Origin of the sequence: Rhizobium redzepovicii (assembly GCF_019793435.1) — a bacterium.
In the GTDB taxonomy this organism is placed as follows: Bacteria; Pseudomonadota; Alphaproteobacteria; order Rhizobiales; family Rhizobiaceae; genus Rhizobium; species Rhizobium redzepovicii.
In genome coordinates, this window is sequence record NZ_JAILYH010000014.1 from 134,866 (window position 1) to 155,680 (window position 20,815).

Sequence of the window (20,815 nt, forward strand, 5' to 3'; positions counted from 1 at the left end):
GCAACATGTCCGCGGCAAAAGCCGCACCTTGCGGCGACGAAATTTTTGTGAACGGACACGCAACCGCCTCGCGGCATAGACACGCATTGCAATTTGCCGGAGGAGCGGAATACTGCGCCCGATAGCGACTGCATCGATAACGGGCACCGGAAACAGGCCATGTCTAATCTTTCGAACTTCATGCACCATCATTTCGACAAGCCGGCCGACGAACTCGGCGATATTGAAAAACGCGTGCTGGCAAAGGCGCACGCGCGCAAAGTCATCTCGACCGATGTCAACGCCGCTCTTTCCGCCGAGTCCTCGTTCGGTGAGCGTGTCGCCGACGGCATCGCCCGCGTCGGCGGTTCCTGGTCGTTCATCCTCGCCTTCCTGGCCTTCCTTGTGGTCTGGACGCTGATCAATACCATCATCCTGGCAACAGGCGCTTTCGACCCCTACCCCTTTGTTTTCCTCAATCTGATCCTGTCGATGCTCGCCGCCATCCAGGCGCCGATCATCATGATGTCGCAGAACCGCCAAGCCGAACGCGACCGCTTCGAAGCCGCCAAGGATTACGAAGTCAATCTCAAGGCCGAGCTCGAAGTGCTCTCCCTGCACCAGAAGATCGACATGCGCGTGCTGACCGAGCTTACGGCGCTTCGCGAGGACGTCGCCCGCCTCAGCGCCGATCTTGCCGCCAGGGGCTAAAGCATGTCGCGCAAAACTGTGCAGCGGATTTCCCAGGCAAAGCGCGAAGCGGTTTTCCCCGGGCAAGCCGCTAGGCGTTTCGCCGCAACGACGTGCGTAAAAACAAGAAACTAAAGCCCGAGGAGCGTATCTGAAAGATCGCGACGCGCTTTAGACCGGATACCTGTCATATTGCGGCAGGCCATCGGTGATCTCATAGAAATCGCCCTTGTCGGCGCAGTAGATGTGATGGCTGAAGGCAAGGCCGCTCGGTTCATCGAAAGTTCCGGCCATGACGGAAACCTCCGGCGATTGGTCTCCTTGCCAGAACAGCGCCGAACCGCAATTCGAGCAGAAGCCGCGCTGGGCTTCGGCGCTCGACCGATACCAGCGGATCGCGCCGGCATCTTCCACCGAAAGGGCCGTGCGCGGCACATTGACCGCAGCATAATAGAACCCGGTCTGCCGGCGGCATTGCGAACAATGGCAGCCGACGACGGGTCCAGGCTTCGCCCCAATCGAATATCGCACGGCGCCGCAAAGACAGCCGCCTGTATGCCGTTCGGTCATGATCGCTCTCCCCTTTTATGAGTGAAACTTGCCGCCGATCGCGATTGCCGTCAAATCCATTCCGTTCAACAAAATCATCAGAAATCTTGACGCCCGCAGGCGTTGCCGTGTCCAGTTGTTGCGGTCACCGCTGTTGCTTGTCGACAACACCCGCCCATCCCGTCACATGCCGGCATTGAATCAGTCGCTGTAGTCGGCGATACTGCAGCTCCAATTTCATTCAACCTCTGGGAGACTGACATGAGAGCGACCCTGTCCAAACAGAAAGGAAACATCGCCCACAGGGACATTCTGCCTCATGAATATTCGGTTCTCCCGCGCGAGGAAAAGCTCGCGACGCCATAACGCCTTCCTGAAATTCTTTCTGGACGATTCAACCGTCGACCGCGGTCGGCGTTGGTCGCGTATGCGAAAATTTCTCTCCTATTATCGCCCGCATCTGCCTTTGCTGCTGGCGGATCTGCTGTGCGCCATCCTCGTCGCCGGTACGGCGCTCGCCCTGCCGCTCTGCGCCAATATCGTCACCAGCCGTCTTCTGGCTCTGCCTAACGCCCCGGAGGCCTTTGCCCAGATCCTGGGGATGGGCGGCATCATGCTGGCCGTCCTGGCGGTCCAGATCGCCGCCATCTTCTTCGTCGATTATCGCGGCCACGTCATGGGCGCCCGTATCGAAGCGACGGTGCGGCAGGAACTCTTCGAACACTACCAGCAGCTCTCCTTCAGCTTCTACGACCGCCAGCGCACCGGCCAGCTGATGAGCCGTATCACCAACGACTCCCTATGGCTGGGCGAGCTCTTCCATCACGGACCCGAGGACCTCTCCATCGCTGTGCTGAAATATGGCGGCGCCATGCTGGTACTGTTCTTCATCGATCCGCCGCTGGCCGGCCTTATCCTGCTGCTGACCCCTGTCGCGGTGATCTATGCGCTCTATTTCAACCGGCGCATGAACCGCGCACTGGAAGCCAGCAAGCATCAGATCGCCGTCGTGAACGAGCGGGTCGAGGATGCGCTCGCCGGCATCCGCGTCGTCCAGTCCTTCGCCAACGAGGCGCTGGAAAGGGAACGCTTCGCCGAGCAGAACCGGCGCTTCCTGCAAAGCCGCGCCGACGGCTACCGCAGCGAGGCATGGTTTTCGGTCGGCACGGAAACCTTCGCCCAGCTCGTCACCATACTGGTGATCGTCGTCGGAGGCCTGCGTATCCTGACAGCGGACCTGACCGTCCCGGATATGCTGACCTTTCTGCTCTGCGTTGCCGTGCTTGTCGATCCGGTCCAGCGGCTCGCCAATTTCGTGCGTCTCTGGCAGGAAGGCTACACCGGTTTCATCCGGGCGATGGAAATCCTGGAGATCGACCCTGATATCACCGATCGGCCCGCCGCCCGGCCGATGCCGGCGCCGAGGGGAGAGATCAGTTTCTCCAACGTCGCCTTCGGTTACGAGGCCGATGGCCCGCGCGTGCTGGAGCGGCTTTCCCTCACCATCGCGCCCGGCGAGTTCGTTGCCCTCGTCGGTCCTTCAGGGGTCGGCAAGAGTACGCTTTGCGCGCTCATACCGCGCTTCTACGATGTCGAGGCCGGAGCGATCCGCATTGACGGCACTGATATCCGCGATGTGACGCTGGCCTCGCTGCGGCGCCATGTCGGGGTGGTGCAGCAGGATGTCTATCTCTTTGCCGGCACCGTGGCGGAGAACCTTCGCTACGGCAGGCCCGATGCCGGCGATGCGGAGCTGGAGGCGGCGGCCCGCGCCGCCAATGCGCACGACTTCATCATGGCCCTGCCTCAAGGCTATGACACCGATATCGGCCAGCGCGGCGTCAAGCTCTCGGGCGGGCAGCGCCAGCGCCTCACCATTGCCCGCGCCTTCCTCAAGGATCCGGAGATCCTGATTTTCGACGAAGCGACCAGCGCGCTCGACAATGAGAGTGAACGGGCGGTGCAGCAGGCGCTGCTGAGCCTGGCGAATGGCCGGACCACCCTGGTCATCGCTCATCGCCTGTCGACCGTCCGCCATGCCGACCGCATCCTGGTTCTGACGGCAGAGGGCATCGTCGAACAGGGGACCCATGACCAGCTGATGGCGCAAGACGGCATCTATGCCAATCTCCATAGCGTCCAAGCCAGCATTTGAAGGCAATAAAAAACCCGGCATCACGCCGGGTTTTCTTCATCCGTATCGGGCTGGTCTCAGCCGTGAGCGACCATACGCTTCTCGTCGCGTCCGCCCTTCATGCGCTCGGCAAGCAGGAAGGCGAGCTCGAGCGCCTGGTCGGAGTTGAGGCGCGGATCGCAATGGGTGTGGTAGCGGTCCTGCAGATCGTCGGCGGTGACGGCGCGGGCGCCACCGGTGCATTCCGTCACGTCCTTGCCGGTCATTTCGACATGGATGCCGCCGGGATGCGTGCCTTCGGCGCGGTGGATCTGGAAGAAGCTTTCGACTTCCGACAGAATCCGTTCGAAAGGACGGGTCTTGTAGTTGTTGAGCGTGATCGTGTTGCCGTGCATCGGGTCGCAGGACCACACCACCTTGCGGCCCTCGCGTTCGACGGCGCGGATCAGCCGCGGCAGGTTTTCAGCGACCTTCTCATGGCCGAAGCGGCAGATCAGCGTCAGGCGGCCGGCTTCGTTCGCCGGATTGAGAATATCGATTAGCTGCAACAGATCGTCGGCCTGCAGCGACGGGCCGCATTTCAGACCGATCGGGTTCTTGATGCCGCGGCAATATTCGATATGTGCATGGTCGGCCTGGCGCGTGCGGTCACCGATCCAGATCATGTGGCCTGATGTGGCATACCAGTCGCCGGAGGTGGAATCGACGCGGGTCAGCGCCTCCTCGTAGCCGAGCAGCAGCGCCTCATGGCTGGTGAAGAAATCAGTCTCGCGCAGACTCGGGTGGTTTTCCGAGGTGATGCCGATCGCCTTCATGAAATCCATGGTTTCGCTGATGCGGTCGGCAAGTTTGCGGTAACGCTCGCCCTGCGGGCTGTCCTTGACGAAACCGAGCATCCACTGATGCACGTTTTCGAGGTTGGCGTAACCGCCCATCGCAAAGGCGCGCAGAAGGTTCAGCGTTGCGGCCGACTGGCGGTAAGCCATGGCCTGACGCTCCGGGTTCGGAATGCGCGACTCTTCGGTGAACTCGATGCCGTTGATGATGTCGCCGCGATAGGCCGGCAGCGTCACGTCGCCCTGCTTCTCGACGTTCGACGAACGCGGCTTGGCGAACTGGCCGGCGATGCGGCCGACCTTGACGACGGGCAGCTGCGCGCCGAAGGTCAGCACGACGGCCATCTGCAGGAAGGCGCGGAAGAAGTCGCGGATATTGTCGGCGCCGTGTTCGGCGAAGCTCTCGGCGCAGTCACCGCCCTGCAGCAGGAAGCCGTTTCCGTCTGCGACATTGGCGAGATGCTTCTTCAGGCGGCGCGCCTCACCGGCAAAAACCAGCGGCGGATAGCTGGCGAGCGTGGCCTCCGTTGCCGCCAAAGCGGCTGCATCCGGATATTCGGGAACCTGCAGGATCGGTTTCTGCCGCCAGCTGCTCGGGGTCCAATTCTCTGCCATGTCACTCACCTCATTCACACCCGTCCCTGGGATGTACCTGTCCTTGATTGCGGCGGCTTATAGCCCTTTAGATCGGGCTTGCAAAGGCCAATCGCCCCGATGCTCCATGCCACGCTACCGCCATCGACCAACGCTCGCATACAGGTAGCAAAAATCCCCGTTTCCATCGTTAAACCGGCATATACCACGTCGGTTTCCCCATATTTTAGACTTTGAATGTAGAACCGGGAAGAGTTTCAACATCGGGGACACATCATGGCGATCCTTCCGCCGGGATTCATATCGGATCGTTCGGGCAATTTCGGCATCATGACGGCGTTGCTGATGGTGCCGCTCCTCGGCATGGCAGGCATGGCGGTGGATTTCGCCCACGCCATTAGCCTACGCACGCAGCTCTTTGCTGCCGCCGATGCCGCCGCCGTCGGCTCGATCGCCGAAAAATCTGGCGCGGTCGCCGCCGCCATGACCATGAGCGGCAATGGCACGATCTCTCTCGGCAAGACCGACGCCCGCAGCATCTTCCTGTCGCAGGTATCGGGAGAACTGTCGGATGTTAATGTCGATCTCGGCATCGACGTTACCAAGACCGCCAACAAGCTGAATTCACAGGTTTCCTTCACCGCGGTTGTGCCGACCACCTTCATGCGCGTTCTCGGCAAGGATTCGATCACCATCTCCGGCACGGCAACCGCCGAATATCTGACCGCATCGTTCATGGATTTCTACATCCTGCTCGACAACACGCCATCGATGGGCGTCGGCGCCACGGCGAAAGACGTCGCGACGATGGAAAAGAACACCAGCGATAGCTGCGCTTTCGCCTGCCACGAAACGGAAAATAAAAACAACTACTACAACCTTGCCAAGAAGCTCGGAGTCAGCATGCGCATCGATGTCGTGCGCCAAGCGACGAAGGAGCTGACGCTGACCGCGAAGTCGACGCGCGTTTCCACCAACCAGTTCCGCATGGGAGTCTATACCTTCGGCACCAAGGCCGAAGACGCCAATCTGACCACGATATCGGACCCGACGGACGACCTCGACAAGGTAGGCACCTACACTGACGCGGTCGATCTGATGACCATCCCGAAGCAGGGCTACAATAACGACCAGCAGACGAGCTTCGACAACGCGCTGACGCAGATGAAAGACATTATCACCACCCCCGGCGACGGCAGCACCGCCACGACACCGCAGAAGATCCTGTTCTTCGTCTCGGACGGCGTCGGCGACAGCGAAAAGCCGAAAGGCTGCACCAAGAAACTGACCGGCAACCGCTGCCAGGAGCCAATCGACACTTCCTTCTGCAAACCGCTGAAGGACAAGGGCATCAGGATTGCGGTGCTCTACACCACTTATCTACCTCTGCCGAAGAACAGCTGGTACAATACCTGGATCAGCCCCTTCCAGAGCCAGATCCCGACGAAGATGCAGGAATGCGCCTCGCCCGGCCTCTATTTCGAGGTGACGCCGACGGAAGGTATCGCCGATGCGATGAAGGCGCTATTCCTCAAGGTCATTCGCGCGCCTCGCATTACCAGCTAATGCATGTCGCCCGGAAGTGCACAGCGGTTCCGGGATAACGACATGCATCAAAACAAAGAGCTAAAGCACGTCGCATGAATCACGTTTGATGCGACGCGCTTTAAGCGCACACGGATGACTCAGACGCGCTGCCCGTCACGGACCCGATAGCTAGGAGCATACATGGTGACGAGCTCTTCGGCCGCAGTCGGGTGCAGCGCCATGGTCTGGTCGAAGTCGTCCTTAGTGCAGCCGGCCTTCAGCGTGACCCCGAGCAGCTGCGCCATCTCGCCGGCATCATGGCCAAGGATATGGGCGCCCACTACCTTGCGGCTTCCCGCATCGACGATCAGCTTCATGATCATCCGCTCGGCGCGGCCGGAAAGCGTCGCCTTCAACGGCCGGAACTGAGCCCGATAAACCTCGAGCTCACCGTAACGCTTGCCCGCCTCTTCTTCTGAAAGACCGACGGTGCCGATCTCCGGCTGCGAGAAGACGGCGGTGGGGATCAGCTCGTAGTCCGGCCGGGTCGGATTGTTCTTGTACTCGGTCTCGATGAAGCACATCGCCTCGTGGATCGCCACCGGCGTCAGCTGTACCCGGTTGGTGACATCGCCGAGCGCGTAGATGTTCTCGACATTGGTGCGGGAATAGTCGTCGACGATAATCGCGCCGCGCTCGTCGATCGCAACGCCGGCCGCCTCGAGGCCGAGGCCTTCGGTGTTCGGATCGCGCCCGAGCGCCAGCATGACGACGCCGGCCTGCAGCGTGCCGCTGTTCAGCGTCTCCAGAACGAGCCCGCCCTCGCCCTTCGAAACCTTCTGCAGCATGTCGTGGCAAAGGATGCGGATGCCCTTGGCGACCATCGCCTCATGCAGCCCGCGCCTCAGATCCTCGTCGAAGCGCGACAGGATCTCGGCGCCACGATAAATCAGCGTCGTCTCGACGCCGAGGCCATGAAAGATATTGGCGAACTCGACGGCAATATAACCGCCGCCAGCGATGACGATCGATTTCGGTAGCTCTTCGAGATGAAAGGCCTCGTTGGAGGAGATGCAGAGCTCGTGGCCGGGAAGGGCTGCATGCGGGTTCGGCCGCCCGCCGGTGGCAATCACGATCGTCTTTGCCGTCACCGTCTGGCCAGTTTTCACAAGCCGCACCGTATGGGCGTCGACGAGTTCGGCGCGCGTTTCCAGGATCTCGGCATTGGCGCCGGCAAGGCCCTTCTTGTAGAGGCCTTCCAGCCGGGCAATTTCCGCATCCTTGGCCGCCACCAACTTCTTCCAGTCGAAGCTGCTTTCGCCGACCGTCCAGCCGAAGCCGGCCGCATCCTCGAAATGCTCATGGAACTGCGAAGCATAGACGAACAGCTTCTTCGGCACGCAGCCGCGGATGACGCAGGTGCCGCCGTAGCGGTATTCCTCCGCGATCGCCACCTTTTTGCCGAGCGAGGCAGCGACACGCGCGCCGCGCACGCCTCCGGAACCGCCGCCAATGACGAAGAGGTCGTAGTCGTAGGAAGACATGAGGAGCTCCGGAAGGGAATCGCTGGAAGGATGTTCCTGATATAGGGGTGATCGCCCTGAAAACAAAAGCCCGCTCCTGCATCATCCCGTTCCTCTCGCCCGAATTTTCCCGGCAAACGGTTGACCCGACCGCCTGAGGCTGGCAGGCAAATCCACGCTGTAAAAAAGAAGCCGGAGCAAAAGATGGATCAAACTCTCTTCGCCAACCTCTGCAAGGCTGGCAAATTCAAGGAAGCGCTCGGCCTCGCCATCCAAGGCCACGAGAACGAAAAATACGCGCCGAGCCGCTTTGCGATGGACAAGAAAACAGGACTGCCGATCTTCTATCGCGGCAACAAGCGCGTTGAGCCGGATGAAACGGGCGTATGGCAATTGGCCAAGAGCTCGAAGGATTGGGGCTGAGGGTCCGGCGCTCACAGAGCGCCATCTCCTGGCGGTTTGCCGCTTTCAAGCGGTGATGCGGAAATCCGTCGGCATTTCCGCAAGCTGGGTCGCTTCCGACTCGACGCCGGAAACCGATGCTCCCGCAGGCCCGCGGCCGAAACGATCGATCATTGTCGAGATGGCGGTATCGGATCCTGCGATCAAAGCGGTGACCGATCCGTCCGCTTCATTGCGCACCCAGCCTGTGAGCCCGAGCCGCAACGCCTCATCGCGCGCCCACATGCGGAATCCGACCCCTTGGACCCTACCTGATACTCGCACCTGCAAGCCCTCGTAATGAGCAGACATGTTGCCTCGCCAAAGCCTCATCAGTATTGCCGCATCCATCATAGCAAAAAAGCCCGGACGATGCCGGGCTTTTGCAAATCTGCGGAGGCAGCCTTTACTTCTGGGCAGCCGGGGCCGGAGCGGGTGCCGGAGCCACCGGGCTGTCGGTTGCCGGCGGCGGTGCCTTGATGACCTTGGAGAGTTCGGCATTGCTCTGCTTTTCCAGGTCGCGAGAAATGCCCTGCGCCCAGATGTCGGCAGCCTTCGCCGTCTCGCGCGAGGCAACCGGGCCGTCGCGCAGCAGCTTCTTGCCGACGTCGGAATTATAGAAGTCGGCGATCGCCTTCAGTTCGTCGGCGGTGAAGGTCTTGGCATAGGTGAGCGCCGCCTCCTTCTCCAGATCGCCGCGGCGCGGCGCCAGCGCCAGCGCCTGCGCGTCGACCGTCGACGAAATGATGTCCTGGTAGTTCGGCGAATCCTGGATCAGGCCGGCCTTCAGGCGCTCGGCAAGACCGGGCAAAATGTTGTCGAACTGGGCGGTGGCGCCGATGGCGTCGATCGCCGCGCGAGAGGCCTTCAGTTGCTCCTCGGAGACCTCCTGCGCCTTGACGGCAGAGCCGAAGGCAAGCCCGGAAAGAACGATGGTCGCAGCGGCAAAACGGCCAAGACCTGCAATGTTCATCATGTGTGTACGCTCCTGTTATCTGTTTGCCTGCAGCGTGCGCGCACCCGCAGGACCGGCAATGATTGCAAGTGCCGCCATATTGATAAAGAGCCCGTGTTCGACGACGCCGGGTATGGAATTCAGCTCGCTCGAAAGCGCCTCTGCATCAGGAATGCGGCCAAAAGATGCATCGATAATGTGATGGCCGCCATCCGTGGTAAACTCTCCGTCACCGGATTGGCGCAGACTGAGGTCGCCGGAAAGGCCGAGCCGGGCCGCGACCTTCTCGATCGCGATCCGTGTCGAGACGAGCCCGAACGGATTGACCTCAATCGGCAGCGCGTAGGCGCCGAGCGTTTCCACAAGCTTGCTCTCGTCGGCAATGACGATCATCCGCTCGGAAGCGGCCGCGACGATCTTTTCGCGCAGCAACGCGCCGCCGCCGCCCTTGATCAATCTGAGCGACGGATCGACCTCGTCGGCGCCGTCGATCGTCAGGTCGAGTGCCGGCAGTTCATCGAGCGACTTCAGCGGCACGCCGAGCTCGACGCACAGCCGCGCCGTTCTTTCTGACGTCGGAACGCCTTCGACCTTGAAGCCGCTTGCGACTTTCTCCGCCAACAGGCGAACGAATTCTTCCGCTGTGCTGCCCGTGCCGATGCCGAGGCGCATTCCGTCTTCGACATGGGCGAGTGCGGCTGCGGCGGCCTTTATCTTCATTTCGCGGGCATCCATGCGCCGCCAACTCCGAATTATTGCGTTGGATGTGCTGTTTACACGGCTCGCCTGGCAAACGAAAGTCAAAATCATCACGGAAAATGAAAAGCCGAAACAAATGCCTGCGGCCTTCCCGGCCGGCATCCTAACGTTGCTTTCCGCCGCGCGATCGCCTACCTCTGGGATGATCCATCGTTCCGGAGCCGACCTGTCGTTCCCAGGGGAAACCTGTCGTGCCTCAGGACGACTTTTCTCCAGAACGACCCATTGCGCAAAGAGACAAGCCTTGACCCTTTCCCACGCCCGCCCGGCACTCATCGTCTTCGATCTCGACGGTACCCTTCTCGATACCCATACGGATCTTGTCGAGAGCCTCAATCATACGATCTCAGCCCTTGGCCTCGACCCGGTCAGCTATGACGACCTCACCCATCTCGTCGGCCACGGCGCGCGCGTAATGATCGAACGCGCCTGCCGGCTGCGCGGCCATCCGCTCGAAAGCGACGCCCTGCCGCCCCTGGTCGAGCGCTTCGTCGCCCATTACGCCGGCAACATGCCCGGCTGCACCGAACCCTATCCCGGCCTCGTCGCCGCGATGGACCGGCTTAAATTTGCCGGTTACCGCCTCGCCGTCTGCACCAACAAGATGGAAAGCCTGGCGCTCGGCCTGCTCGAAAAACTCGACCTCGTCAGCTATTTCGATGCCATCACCGGCGGCGACAGCTTCCCCGTGCGCAAGCCCGACGCCCGCCACCTCACCGGCACCATCGACCGCGCCGGCGGCGACATCACCCGCACCGTGATGATCGGCGACAGCATCAACGACATCGCCGTGGCGAAGAACGCTGCCGTACCGTCGATCGCCGTGCCTTTTGGATATTCGGACGTGCCGGTTTCCAACCTGGATCCCGATATGATCATCACCCATTACGATGAGCTGACGCCGGAACTGGTGGAGCGGCTGCTGCGGGAGTATGCGGTGAAGGTCGCGGTCTGAGGAGTCCGCTCATTTGTCCTCTCCGTCCCTCATTCCTGTGCTTGTCACAGGAATCCAGCCGGCTTGCGTCCGCAAGCCGAAAAGACCCTTAAATTGAGACCAGCATCCATCACTTGAAGACGACATTGCTTCTGCAATGGCACCATTTGTCGACGGGGCTGCAATTCCCCGCCACGTAGACACGCGGCTGCTGGATTCCTGTGACGAGCACAGGAATGAGGGGCGAGTTTTGGGCGCCAGTCTGCCAAGCGCAGCACTCCCCTACTCCTCACTCCCAAAACAAAACGGGCGGCCCGAAGACCGCCCATTCCATAACCCGCTAGACCCTGCGTCAAATCTGCGCGCCACGCGCCTTTGTCGTCGCGTCGAAGGCCTTGTCGACATAGCCGTCGCGGCCATAGACATCGTCGAAATATTCCACCACGCCGTCCTTGTTCGGCCAGGCGGTGAAATAGGAAACGTAGACCGGGATCTTCTGCGGCACCTTCACGGCATGGTTCTGCCCGGTGGCGATCTGCTTGGCGACGTCGTCGACCGTCGTGCCGAGCACGGCAGCTGCCATAGCACGCGGATTGGCAAGGCGCACGCAGCCGTGGCTCAAAGCCCGCATATCGCGCTTGAAGAAGTTTTTCGACGGCGTGTCGTGCATGTAGATCGCGTGGCTGTTCGGGAACAGGATCTTCAGTTCGCCGAGCGCATTGTCGCTGCTCGGCGGCTGGCGCACCGAGACATTATTGGTCGAGCCGTACCAATCGACGCTCGACGAGGCGACGGCATGGCCGTTCACCTCGACTTCATAGCCGAGCTGGTCGAGATAGTTCGGATCCGAACGCAGCTTCGGCAACATCTCGTTGATGATGATCGACTGCGGCACGCCCCAGAACGGGTTGAACTCCACCGTCTCGATCTCGTCGTCGAAGAAATAGGTTTGATTGTTCTTGCCGCCGACAACGACGCGCATTGACAGCTGTTCCTTGCCGTCATTGTGGTAATAGACCATGAAGGCCGGCTGGTTGATCATCACGTAGCGGGAACCAAGATCCTCCGGCAGCCAGCGCGCCTGCTCCATGGCGACGACGAGCTTGTCGATCTTCGAGGCATTGGTATCGCCACCGGTCATGGCCCGCACGGTCGCCTGGCCGATGACGCCATCGGCCTTCAGTCCGCGCTCTTGCTGGAAGGCCTCGACCAGCGAGACGATATCGGGCGAATAGTCGGTGCTGCCTGCGTAAGCGGCAAGCGTTGCCGCGTGATCGGTCTTCAGCGTTTCGGACCCATGCTTGCCGATCGCCTTGACGATATTGGCAATCTCGGGCGAGCTGTCGCCAGGCTTCAGCAGCTTGTCGAGCGAAACGACGATTCGCTCCTCATTGCCGCCGTCGGCGGCGCGAAGCTTGGCAAGCTCCGCCTTCAGCGCCTCAAATTGAGCACTATCGGGCGAACGGCTGGCGATGTAGGCGCCGACATCGGGGCTCATGCGGGCAAGCTTCAGCACCGACGTCAGATTGACCGCCTTGCGCTGAAAGTCATGATAGCCGGAGATCTTGTTCGGATCGATGCGGCCACGCACGGTGTCCTGCACGAAAGCCAGCACCTTGGCCGAGAGTTCGAGCTCAAACTGCGTCAGTGCCCGGTCGCGGAAGGCGGGATCGGGATTGGCCGGGTCAATCGCCGGTGTCTGGACCGTATAATCGGCAGGATCGAGACCGACGGAAGCCGCATCGGCAAGTGTCGCCATCGCCGACTTCGCGCGGTCGTTGATCTGGTTGCCATCGACCCAGACAAGCGGATTGCGGCTGTCGCCGTAATAGGCTTCGAGCACCTTCGCAACGTCCGCATTGGCGCGCACCTTGGCCTGCGCCAGGAAGCGGCGCTGGACTGCGGGTTCGGCGCTGGCATCGCCGCTTGCCGAAACATCGGCGACCGCGCCGGTGACGACGGGATCGGCAAACCTGCTGGTGTCGACGAACTGCAGCGTCTCTGTCTTATAGGTGTAGTAACGCGGGCCGCTCACCTTCGGCAGCGGCGCTTCCGGATCGAGCCCGCCGAGCGAGCCGCCGTCGGCGCCGCGCGGCACCGGACGGCCGGGCGCCTGATCCATGAAGATGGTGCTTTGGGTCCGCTGCCTGTCGCCGCGCAGCATGTCCATCAAAGTATAAGCATGCGCGGGTGCGGCACTCATAACCGCCACGCCGCAGGAAATTGCCAATGCGGATGCCGCGCTTTTCAAAACGAACGTCATATATCTTCCAGTCCCGGTGTCATGCTGTTCTCAGCTCAAATCCCGCGAAACTCAGCGTCCGGCTCATTGATCAGAAACCGGCCTGCGCCGCCAGCGCCGGCGGACTCAATTCTGTGTGACGGAGATCCTGCGCGGCGCCGCGCCGAAGTTCACACAAAATTATGAAATTATTAGTTAATTTTTTACCGAATTTTCGCATCCGGGCCAGTGGGACGAAATCGCCCGGACGCATAAAATTTTCAAAGTGGCCGAAAAAGCACGCACCACAACCCATCCAAACATGACTTTGGATTTCAATATTTCGCATGGGGTCCGGTTTTCTTGTCGGACGTTCCCACCTATAAGACCTCATCTTTCTCAGATGACCGAAAACAGCATGTAAAGGGAAGGCAAGGCCGATGACCGCAACCCGCACCGAAACCGATACTTTTGGCCCGATCGACGTCGCCGCCGACCGATATTGGGGCGCCCAGGCCGAGCGTTCGCTCGGCAATTTCAAGATCGGCTGGGAAAAGCAGCCGCTGTCGATCGTGCGTGCGCTCGGCATCGTCAAGCAGGCCGCCGCCCGCGCCAACATGTCGCTCGGCCAGCTCGACCCTGCGCTTGGCAAGGCAATCGTCGACGCCGCCCAGGAAGTGATCGACGGCAAGCTCGACGAGCATTTTCCGCTTGTCGTCTGGCAGACCGGTTCGGGCACGCAGTCCAACATGAATGCCAATGAGGTGATCTCCAATCGTGCCATAGAAATGCTTGGCGGCGTCATGGGTTCCAAGAAGCCGGTGCATCCGAACGATCACGTCAATATGAGCCAGTCGTCGAACGACACCTACCCGACGGCGATGCACATCGCCTGCGCCGAACGGATCGCTCATCACCTGCTGCCGTCCCTGAAGCACCTGCATGCCGCCCTCGACATGAAGGTCACCGAATTCAGCCACATCATCAAGATCGGCCGTACCCACACCCAGGATGCCACACCGCTGACGCTCGGCCAGGAATTCTCGGGTTATGCCGCCCAGGTCGGCTCGGCCATCAAGCGCATCGAAATGACCCTGCCCGGCCTTTGCGAACTCGCCCAGGGCGGCACCGCCGTCGGCACCGGCCTCAATGCGCCACTCGGTTTCGCCGAGAAGGTGGCCGAAGAAATCGCAGCCATAACGGCCCTGCCCTTCGTCACCGCGCCGAACAAGTTCGAGGCGCTCGCCTCGCATGACAGCATGGTCTTTTCCCATGGCGCCATCAATGCGGCGGCCGCCGCCCTCTTCAAGATCGCCAACGACATCCGCCTGCTCGGCTCCGGCCCGCGCGCCGGCCTCGGCGAACTGGCGCTGCCGGAAAACGAACCCGGCTCCTCGATCATGCCCGGCAAGGTCAACCCGACCCAGTGCGAGGCGCTGACGCAGGTCTGCATCCACATCTTCGGCAATCATGCCGCGCTGACCTTCGCCGACAGCCAGGGCCATTTCGAGCTCAACGTCTACAATCCGATGATGGCCTATAATTTCCTGCAATCGGTGCAGCTGCTGGCCGACGCCGCCGTCTCTTTCACCGACAATTGCGTCGTCGGCATCGAGGCGCGCGAGGACAACATCAAGGCCGGCCTCGACCGCTCGCTGATGCTGGTAACCGCGCTCGCCCCGAAGATCGGCTACGACGCCGCCGCCAAGATCGCCAAGGCCGCGCATAAGAATGGCACGACGCTGAAGGAAGAAGCCCTCGCCAGCGGACTGGTCTCGGCGGAGGATTACGATGCGATTGTCCGCCCGGAAACGATGATCGGCCCGAAGTAGGACCTTGGGGAGTACCGCCCACCGCCCCCTCCCTCATTCCTGTGCTCCTGACAGGAATGAGGGAGGTTGGGGTAGCCGTTCTGCTGAATTTTTCACCAACGCGGACAGACCCGCATCCGCCTGCCGCGGCAACCCACAGCCCTGCAAACCTCACACCAACAGCGAAAAATTGTCCATCACCACCGAATTGCCCATGAAATCGAAACGGATTTCTTCAATGTCTTCGATCTCGACCGTAAGATTGGGATCGGTGACCTCGAACTCCTGCTGATAGACGATCTGGCCATCATTCATGGCGGTCAGCGTCAGGTGAAAGGGCAATGCAGACAGTTCGGCGATCGAGACGCCCTGAAAGGTAAACTCCCCGCCATCGACCATTTTCAAGGTCACCGGCAGCGAGCCCGGGGATAGCACGGTATCGCTGAAGCCGTCCTCGGTGATGGCGTCGACGCCCGGGATGGTATCGTAGACGATGCCGTTCAGAAGCGTCAGCTCCTGACTGTCGTTCACGGAGAGCGCAAAGCCCCGATAGTCGGGAAGGAAGAAATTATCCGCCCTCGACGTGACGCCCATGTCGTCAAAATCCAGGACCTCGTGGTATTTTTCGCCTTCGTTGACGCCGTCGATCGCCAGCGTCAGCACGCCGAGGTCCGTGCCCCCGGAGCCATCGGACATCTTGTAGCTCAGCGTCTCGATGAGCTGATCGTATTTCCCTAAATTCTTCACCACGTCGAGAGTGTAGTCCAGCTCGTACGTGAAGTGACCGTCAGGTTTCACCTTGAAGGTTCCGTACTTGCCTTCAATGATCGTTTCATGGTCAGGCCCATGTTTGGCGTCGATACGCACGCCATTGACGAAGCGCGCATACATCTCCGCTCCTTCGGGATCGCTGGCGAGGCGCAGCAGATCGCCCCTGATCCAGTCATGTTCGAAAAAAACGAGTAGGTCGTCGACAGCAGTTGGCTTTGCATTTGGCATTGGAAGCCCCGGCAGGTTAACGCTGCGGGAATATGAACCGGACTTGATCTGGAGGCAACCTGAACGGCCGCGACAAATGTCGATCTCGCCTTTCTTTTACTCGCCTGCCGCGTGTGACATCCCGACGGCAAAATGCAGCACGACATGGCCGCAACGCCAAACTCCGCCGCATGCAGATTGCTTTTGCCCGACAGGGGATTTAGATCGGTTCCAATTTTAGCGACGCGCCCACCAGAAAGGTCACTTCGATGGCTGACGATCTCTTCCCGCTCGGCAAGGACACCACGCCCTATCGCAAGATCAGTAGCGATCATGTGTCGGTCGATAGCTTCAAGGGCCAAGACATCCTGACCGTCGAGCCGGAAGGCATCCGCCTGCTCGCCGAAACGGCCTTTGCCGACATCAACCACCTGCTGCGCCCCGGCCATCTGAAGCAGCTCGCCTCGATCCTCGACGACCCCGAGGCGACCGACAATGACCGCTTCGTCGCCTACGACCTCCTGAAGAATGCCAATATTGCTGCCGGCGGCGTGTTGCCGATGTGCCAGGATACCGGCACGGCGATCATCATGGGCAAGAAGGGTCGCAGGGTCTGGACCGAAGGCGGCGATGGCGCCGCCCTCGCCCGCGGCGTCATGGATGCCTATGAGAAGAAGAACCTGCGTTATTCGCAGCTCGCGCCGGTGAAAATGTTCGAGGAGAAGAACACCCGCAATAACCTGCCGGCGCAGATCGACATCTACGAGGAAGGGACCGACGCCTATGAATTCCTCTTCGTCGCCAAGGGCGGCGGCTCGGCCAACAAGACCTTTCTGTACCAGGGCACGCCCTCGCTTTTGACGCATGACCGGATGATCGACTTCCTTAAGGAGAAGATCCTGACATTAGGGACGGCAGCCTGTCCGCCCTATCATCTAGCGATCGTCATCGGCGGCACCTCGGCCGAGATGAACCTGAAGACCGTCAAGCTCGCCTCGACCCGCTATCTCGACGAGCTGCCGACCGAAGGTTCGGAAAGCGGCCACGCCTTCCGCGATCTCGAGATGGAGAAGGAAATCCACAGACTGACGCAGCAGATGGGCGTCGGCGCCCAGTTCGGCGGCAAGTATTTCTGTCATGATGTGCGTGTCATCCGCCTGCCCCGCCATGGCGCTTCGCTGCCGATCGGCCTCGGCGTCTCCTGTTCCGCTGACCGCCAGGCCAAGGGCAAAATCACCCGCGACGGCATCTTCATCGAGCAGCTCGAAACCGATCCGTCGAAATACATGCCCGAGATCGATGAGGCGAAGCTGTCGGAATCGACTGTGCGTATCGATCTCAACCGGCCGATGGCCGAGGTGCTTGCCGAACTGTCGCGACATCCGGTCAAGACGCGCCTGTCCTTGACAGGCACGATCATCGTCGCCCGCGACCTGGCGCATGCCAAGATCCGCGAGCGGCTGGAAAAGGGCGAAGGCATGCCCGATTACCTGAAAAACCATCCGGTCTACTACGCCGGTCCGGCCAAGACGCCCGCCGGCTACGCCTCCGGCTCCTTCGGCCCGACGACGGCCGGCCGCATGGACAGTTACGTCGACCAGTTCCAGTCCTTCGGCGGCTCGATGGTGATGCTCGCCAAGGGCAACCGGTCACGGGCGGTGCGCGAGGCCTGCAAGAAACACGGCGGCTTCTACCTCGGCTCGATCGGCGGCCCTGCCGCCCGCCTCGCCCAGGACTGCATCCGTAAGGTCGAAGTCTTCGAATATCCCGAACTCGGCATGGAAGCGGTGTGGAAGATCGACGTCGAAGACTTTCCCGCCTTCATCGTCATCGACGATAAGGGCAATGATTTCTTCCAGGAATTGAACCTGGGCTGATATCGACAAGTCGAAGACGATCTCCGGCAGAGAATAACTGTAAGTTTTTCAGACAGCGTTCTCACACAATGAGTATGCACTGTCTCGCCAAAGATACGTTTTTCCGTGCAGAATCATAGGCCTGCAAGAAGTATTGACCCATGGGGCAATTGTCGTATGTAGTATTTGGTATATATCGCTTTAATCTTTTCCCAAGAAATTTAAGCTACCAAATAGAATATTGCCTTTGAATATATGAGGAGTTCGCCGGATGAATACGGCTGTCGCGCCCAAGGTGCAGGTTCCCGATGTTGCGGGCCAGATCACCTATGCCATGCGCTCGATGGGCGTTGCGCCGATACCGCGCAATTACGAACTCTTCTACGAGGCCTATATCGGTTCCAATCCGGCGCTCACCCGCGAGCTTTCCGCGCTCGGCAGCCAGGCGACGCAGGCCGAACTTGACGCGCTTGGCGCGCAATATTTCACCAGCAGCCCGGTCCGCGTCGTCGATGACGCCCATACCCGCATATCAGGCGAACTCGACGGCCTGCTGCGGATCCTGAAACAGGAGCAGAGTTCGCTCGAAAGCTATACCAGGCTGCTCGGCGAGACCCATAAGCGCATCACCTCCAAGAGCAATGCCAGCGTCGAGCTGATCGAAAACGCCATCGAACTTTTGAGCCAGGCGACCGGCGACACCATGGCGCACGGCGAACGCACCGTCGAGGACGTCGTCCAACGCTCGCAGGAGATGGACCAGGTCCGCAAGGAACTGGACGAATACAAACGCATCGCCAACACCGATTCGCTGACGCGCCTTTCCAACCGCCGCGCCTTCGACGAGCGCCTCGCCGCCGTTTTCAACAATCCCGGCATGCGGCCCGTGACGGCCCTGCTGCTCGCCGACATCGACAACTTCAAGAAGATCAACGACACCTACGGCCATCCCGTCGGCGACAAGATCCTTGCCACCGTCGCCTCCGTCATCCGCAGCAACGTCCGGCGCGATGTCTTCGTCGCCCGTGCCGGCGGCGAGGAATTCGCCCTCATCATCGACGGCAATACGCCCGAGGAAATCACGGCAATCGCCGAGCGCATCCGCCGCACGCTGGAAACGACCCCGTTCAAGAATTCCCGCACGCGGGTCAACTACGGGCCGATCACCGTCTCGATCGGCATCTGCATGGCCTCCAGCGCCGAGGATGCCGGCGAACTCTACAGCAAGACCGACATCGCCCTTTACGGCGCCAAGAATGCCGGCCGCAACTGCACGATCCTCTATCAGGACGGCATGCAGAAGGATTTCACCAAGAGCTGGCTGATCTACAAGACCTGACGGCCGTTCCACTCCGCGGCGGTTTTACCACATCGTCTTCGCCGCGCGGCCGGGCCATTCCCGGTCGTAGGTTTCCTGGTCGAAATCGCCGACCGCGGCCTTCAGCATCTGGCCGGGCGTGGGCAGCCTTGCAGGATCGGCGAAATGTTCGGCATTCCACAGTTCGGCCCGCATCACGGCGCGCGCGCACTGGAAATAGACCTCGTCGATCGAGATGACGATGACGGTGCGCGGATGTTTGCCGTCCATCTCGAAGCTTGCAAGCAACGCCTCGTCATCCGAGACGACGCCGCGGCCGTTGATGCGCATCGTCGTGTTCGAGCCAGGGATCAGGAACATCAGCGCGAGCCTGGGATCACGCACGATATTGGAAAGCGAATCGACGCGGTTGTTGCCGCGCCAGTCCGGCAGATGCAGCGTCTCGTCATCTGCAACGCGCACCACGCCGCCGAGATCGCCGCGCGGCGAACAGTCGAGCCCTTCCGGCCCGACGGTCGCAAGTGCTGCGAAGGGCGAGGTCTCGATCATCTCCCGATAGAGCGGTGTCAGCCGCTTGGTCACCTTGTCGACTGAGGCCTGCGACAGGCCTGCGCCATAGATCCTATTGAGCTCTTCGATGCTGCTGATGATTTTCATGAGGCGTCCCGCCGCGGCTTGATCGTTGCGACGGACGCTACAATGCCGCGCGCCGCGCCGGAAGCTCAAAAAACGGAATGATCTCCGCATCTTTTTTGATGCTTTCGTCGGAAACACCCTCTTCGCCCCCATCGCAGTCGAGAAATGCCGCGATCGCGCCGAGGACGGGCGCCGCGCCGACGATGCGCCGATGGCCGAAGCCGTTCGCCCAAAGCAGCCGGACGTCCTTCCCGGCAGCCTGATAGCGCCTGGCATGGGTCGGCGGCACCTCCTTGTCGTCCTCGGCATGGATGACGAGCACCGGCCGGCCGATTGCGCCCAGCGTATCGCGCGCCTCGAACTCCTCAAGTCTCCGGCCGGTGACGCGATGGACTTCATCCTCCAGCACCGCTTGCGCGGCCGGGTGAAGGCCGATCATCCGGCCGAAATCGACAAACAGCCCGGCCATCTCGCTTGGCGCGCCGATCAGCACCAGCCGCTCGCAGGCAACAGGCGCCACCCCGGGCAGCAAGCCCGCCGCTGACACCATCAGCGCCGCACCGCCGAAGGAATGGCCGATAACCGCATCGAAGGCGCCGAACCGCTGCTCGGCCGCGGCGATCGCTCCGACCGCAAGGCCCATATGCAGGAAACGCCCGCCGGCGCGCCCGTGACCGGGAAAATCGAGCGCCACCACCTCCGCGCCGGTTGCCACAAGCATCGAAACCACCTCAGCCATATATTCGGCGCTCGAGCCCCAGCCATGTGTCACCAGCAAACGCTGGCGTTTTCCCAGCGCCCCGCCATTCAGCCGATAGGCATGCGCTTTCGCCCCGGCTGCGATCTTGAGAGTGAAGCGTTCGGCGCCTGCCAGCCGGGCCGCGCCCGCGGCATGCGCCGCCTTCGCCCTTGCTCCCTTCGGCCGCGGCGAAGGGGTGCGGCAGAACAGCCGGAACGCCGCCCTGCCCGCCAGATCGGGCGAAATCGCCTGCAGAGCCGAAAAACCCAGGCGGGTGACCTCAAGCGCAAAATTTGCCATAGTGAGAATCCAAAAGACTGTTCAACACTGAACAA

At 61.0% G+C, this 20,815-nt stretch carries 19 protein-coding genes; 8 read left to right on the forward strand and 11 right to left on the reverse strand.

All coding sequences use genetic code 11. The features are described 5' to 3' along the window. Positions 1-159 precede the first annotated feature (159 nt). Complete coding sequence (locus K6N12_RS22340) at positions 160-690, forward strand: DUF1003 domain-containing protein (protein ID WP_064838705.1); 531 nt, start codon at positions 160-162, stop codon at positions 688-690. A 150-nt stretch (positions 691-840) separates the two neighbouring features. Here the strand turns inward: K6N12_RS22340 and K6N12_RS22345 are convergent, their stop codons facing one another. Then, on the reverse strand, positions 841-1,239 hold the full coding sequence (locus K6N12_RS22345; protein WP_097628551.1) for a GFA family protein: 399 nt from the start codon (positions 1,237-1,239) through the stop codon (positions 841-843). Between the two features lie 298 nt (positions 1,240-1,537). On the opposite strand from K6N12_RS22345, the gene K6N12_RS22350 reads away from it, so the two are divergent. Next, positions 1,538-3,373: an ABC transporter ATP-binding protein gene (locus K6N12_RS22350; RefSeq protein WP_097628550.1), complete on the forward strand. Its 1,836-nt coding sequence runs from the start codon at positions 1,538-1,540 to the stop codon at positions 3,371-3,373. A gap of 56 nt (positions 3,374-3,429) precedes the next feature. Here the strand turns inward: K6N12_RS22350 and K6N12_RS22355 are convergent, their stop codons facing one another. After that, positions 3,430-4,803 carry a class II 3-deoxy-7-phosphoheptulonate synthase gene (locus tag K6N12_RS22355; protein ID WP_097628549.1) on the reverse strand — a complete coding sequence of 458 codons (1,374 nt, stop codon included), beginning with the start codon at positions 4,801-4,803 and terminating at the stop codon, positions 3,430-3,432. Positions 4,804-5,058: 255 nt separating this feature from the next. Here K6N12_RS22355 and K6N12_RS22360 point away from each other — a divergent pair, with 255 nt between their 5' ends. After that, entirely contained in the window at positions 5,059-6,348 is a 1,290-nt protein-coding gene (locus K6N12_RS22360; protein ID WP_222148972.1) for a vWA domain-containing protein, read from the forward strand. Between the two features lie 119 nt (positions 6,349-6,467). Here the strand turns inward: K6N12_RS22360 and gor are convergent, their stop codons facing one another. Next, positions 6,468-7,853 carry a glutathione-disulfide reductase gene (gene gor, locus K6N12_RS22365; RefSeq protein WP_097628547.1) on the reverse strand — a complete coding sequence of 462 codons (1,386 nt, stop codon included), beginning with the start codon at positions 7,851-7,853 and terminating at the stop codon, positions 6,468-6,470. 183 nt (positions 7,854-8,036) lie between these two features. On the opposite strand from gor, the gene K6N12_RS22370 reads away from it, so the two are divergent. Further along, positions 8,037-8,255: a hypothetical protein gene (locus K6N12_RS22370; protein WP_003569075.1), complete on the forward strand. Its 219-nt coding sequence runs from the start codon at positions 8,037-8,039 to the stop codon at positions 8,253-8,255. Positions 8,256-8,300: 45 nt separating this feature from the next. On the opposite strand, the gene K6N12_RS22375 is transcribed toward K6N12_RS22370, so the two are convergent. From K6N12_RS22375 to rpiA, 3 genes are all read right to left on the reverse strand, one after another. Continuing rightward, the gene (locus K6N12_RS22375; RefSeq protein ID WP_097628651.1) at positions 8,301-8,585 is read right to left on the reverse strand and encodes an acylphosphatase; all 285 of its coding nucleotides are present in this window, start codon (positions 8,583-8,585) and stop codon (positions 8,301-8,303) included. 94 nt (positions 8,586-8,679) lie between these two features. Further along, positions 8,680-9,249: a DUF2059 domain-containing protein gene (locus K6N12_RS22380; protein WP_003579679.1), complete on the reverse strand. Its 570-nt coding sequence runs from the start codon at positions 9,247-9,249 to the stop codon at positions 8,680-8,682. A 15-nt stretch (positions 9,250-9,264) separates the two neighbouring features. Then, a complete protein-coding gene (rpiA, locus tag K6N12_RS22385) occupies positions 9,265-9,963 on the reverse strand; it encodes a ribose-5-phosphate isomerase RpiA (protein WP_097628546.1) in 699 nt (232 codons plus the stop codon). 268 nt (positions 9,964-10,231) lie between these two features. On the opposite strand from rpiA, the gene K6N12_RS22390 reads away from it, so the two are divergent. Beyond that, positions 10,232-10,942: an HAD family hydrolase gene (locus tag K6N12_RS22390; protein ID WP_097628545.1), complete on the forward strand. Its 711-nt coding sequence runs from the start codon at positions 10,232-10,234 to the stop codon at positions 10,940-10,942. Positions 10,943-11,273: 331 nt separating this feature from the next. Here the strand turns inward: K6N12_RS22390 and K6N12_RS22395 are convergent, their stop codons facing one another. Together K6N12_RS22395 and K6N12_RS22400 are read right to left on the reverse strand one after the other, a co-directional pair. Further along, positions 11,274-13,184, reverse strand: a complete 1,911-nt coding sequence (locus K6N12_RS22395) for a L,D-transpeptidase family protein (protein ID WP_097628544.1) — start codon at positions 13,182-13,184, stop codon at positions 11,274-11,276. Positions 13,185-13,254: 70 nt separating this feature from the next. Next, on the reverse strand, positions 13,255-13,491 hold the full coding sequence (locus K6N12_RS22400) for a hypothetical protein (RefSeq protein WP_143541935.1): 237 nt from the start codon (positions 13,489-13,491) through the stop codon (positions 13,255-13,257). Positions 13,492-13,582: 91 nt separating this feature from the next. Between K6N12_RS22400 and fumC the strand changes: the two genes are divergently transcribed. Then, on the forward strand, positions 13,583-14,974 hold the full coding sequence (fumC, locus tag K6N12_RS22405) for a class II fumarate hydratase (protein WP_097628543.1): 1,392 nt from the start codon (positions 13,583-13,585) through the stop codon (positions 14,972-14,974). A gap of 150 nt (positions 14,975-15,124) precedes the next feature. Here the strand turns inward: fumC and K6N12_RS22410 are convergent, their stop codons facing one another. After that, positions 15,125-15,952, reverse strand: coding sequence for a VCBS domain-containing protein (locus K6N12_RS22410; RefSeq protein ID WP_097628542.1), 828 nt, complete (start codon positions 15,950-15,952; stop codon positions 15,125-15,127). A 248-nt stretch (positions 15,953-16,200) separates the two neighbouring features. Here K6N12_RS22410 and K6N12_RS22415 point away from each other — a divergent pair, with 248 nt between their 5' ends. Beyond that, positions 16,201-17,808, forward strand: a complete 1,608-nt coding sequence (locus tag K6N12_RS22415; protein WP_131711019.1) for a fumarate hydratase — start codon at positions 16,201-16,203, stop codon at positions 17,806-17,808. 250 nt (positions 17,809-18,058) lie between these two features. Next, a complete protein-coding gene (locus K6N12_RS22420) occupies positions 18,059-19,126 on the forward strand; it encodes a GGDEF domain-containing protein (RefSeq protein ID WP_097628540.1) in 1,068 nt (355 codons plus the stop codon). Between the two features lie 24 nt (positions 19,127-19,150). Here K6N12_RS22420 and K6N12_RS22425 read toward each other — a convergent pair whose 3' ends face one another. Further along, entirely contained in the window at positions 19,151-19,762 is a 612-nt protein-coding gene (locus K6N12_RS22425) for a pyridoxamine 5'-phosphate oxidase family protein (protein ID WP_097628539.1), read from the reverse strand. Positions 19,763-19,799: 37 nt separating this feature from the next. Then, positions 19,800-20,780, reverse strand: a complete 981-nt coding sequence (locus K6N12_RS22430) for an alpha/beta hydrolase (protein WP_222148973.1) — start codon at positions 20,778-20,780, stop codon at positions 19,800-19,802. Positions 20,781-20,815: the final 35 nt, after the last annotated feature.